The organism is Streptomyces sp. WELS2 (assembly GCF_013870595.1).
Taxonomy (GTDB): Bacteria; Actinomycetota; Actinomycetes; order Streptomycetales; family Streptomycetaceae; genus Streptomyces.
This window is the reverse complement of sequence record NZ_JACBWZ010001140.1, coordinates 1-1,659: the sequence shown is the minus strand read 5'-3', so window position 1 is coordinate 1,659 and position 1,659 is coordinate 1. Positions and strand designations below refer to the sequence as shown.

The following is a 1,659-nucleotide window of genomic DNA, read 5'->3' as shown; positions in this document are numbered from 1 at the left end:
GTTGGCCGCCGACAGCACGAGGTCGCCCGGCACGAAGGCGGTCACCCCGGCGGAGGACGCGGCCGTGGCCCTGCTCGACGAGGTGGAACCGCCCCGCTTCGTCCAGCGCCGCTTCAGCGTCGGCTGCTGAGGGGCCGGTGGGCGAAGGCCGGTCACCGCACCACGGGTGCCGGGAGCGTGCCGCCCGTGTTGCGGATCATCTGCTGGAGGACCTTCACGGTGGTGACGTAGTCGGCGTCGGAGACGCCCCGGTGGATGCGGTCGCGGATCGCGGGGGCGTGCCGCTCGAGGGCGGCGCGGGCCTCCTCCCCGGCCGCGGTGATCCACAGCCGCCCGTCGCGGTCGCGGGTGAGCAGGCCGCGCTCCAGCAGGGTTTCGGCCTCGGCCGCCAGGTCGTCCTCGGGCCTGAGGTAGGTGCTCATGGCCTGCCTCAGTTCGGCGAGGGCCATCCCGTGGCCGTCGGCCGAGAGGTCGTGCTCCGACAGGTTGCGCAGCAGCCAGTACGCGGGCTGGGTGAAGCCCAGTTCGGCCTGCCGGGCGCGGGTGAAGGCGATGAGGGCCTCGTGGGCGAGTCCGGTCCAGTACGCGGCCGGCTCCGCGGCGAGTTCGGCGTCGGTGCGGGGCTGAGCGGTCACGGCGGTACCTCCTGCGGACGATCGCTGACCCGGGCACCGTAGAACCTCGACCTCGGTTGAGATCAAGGCCGGCCGGTGCCACGGCAGCGCGGTCGGCTCCGCCGCCGCCCCGTCGCCCGCGGATCGCGCCCGGCCGCAGGTGGCCGGGCAGAACGGGGCGCGGTCGCGGGGTGTTGGGCGGGGCCCCGGCATCCCGGCGCCGGCCGGCGCGTTGTTACCGTGCACCGCGTGTCTGACTCCTCACGCGATACCGCACAGGGCGCCGGCTGGGGCGAGGCCCTGCCCGGCACCTACCGGCGGCTGATGCCGGACCACGTCGAGCAGCTGTCGTGGCTCAACCCCCGGATCCTGTGGGCCGCCCGCAACGGCGTGCTCGCGTCCTGGTTCGGCGACCCGACCGGCCGTACCCGCAGCCGCTGGGTGGCCCGGCGGGCGGAAGCCGGGGCACCGGCCGACAAGGTGATCCGGCGGGACGTACCGGAGTCGTTCTCCTTCATGGTCATCGGGGACACCGGCGAGGGCGGCGAATCCCAGTACGCCGTGGTACCCGGCTTCCTGACGGCGAGTCAGGGCACCGAGTTCGCGGTGCTCGCCAGCGATGTCGTCTACCCCGTCGGCGGCGCCGACGACTACGGCGACAAGTTCTTCCGGCCCTTTCAGGACTATCCGGCGCCGGTCTACGCGATACCGGGCAACCACGACTGGTACGAGGATCTCGGCGCCTTCATGCGGGTCTTCTGCGCCGACACCCCGCCGCCGGACCCGGTCCCGGCCGAGCTGCTCCAGTCGGCCCTGGACGCGTTCGCGCTGCACGACCTGGACGCCCGGCTCGCCGAGCTGACCTTCGACTCGCTCGTGGACGCCCTGCCGGTCAGGGGCGCCATGGACCCACCGCGCATGCTCACCTTCCGCGCGGGCGAGGTGACCGTGGACGTGGAGGTCACCGGGGACGGGCTGATCGGCCAGCTGCTGCCGCCGCAGTCGGCGCGGATCGAACTCCTCGGCGGCCCGGGGCACGTCCGCC

2 protein-coding genes are annotated in these 1,659 nt (G+C 74.0%); one reads left to right on the top strand and one right to left on the bottom strand.

All coding sequences use genetic code 11. The features are described 5' to 3' along the window. Positions 1 to 152 precede the first annotated feature (152 nt). Complete coding sequence (locus H5J33_RS34405) at positions 153 to 635, bottom strand: MarR family transcriptional regulator (protein WP_181798583.1); 483 nt, start codon at positions 633 to 635, stop codon at positions 153 to 155. A 228-nt stretch (positions 636 to 863) separates the two neighbouring features. On the opposite strand from H5J33_RS34405, the gene H5J33_RS38130 reads away from it, so the two are divergent. Then, on the top strand, positions 864 to 1,659 hold a 796-nt coding region (locus H5J33_RS38130), incomplete at its 3' end, for a metallophosphoesterase (RefSeq protein WP_309485563.1).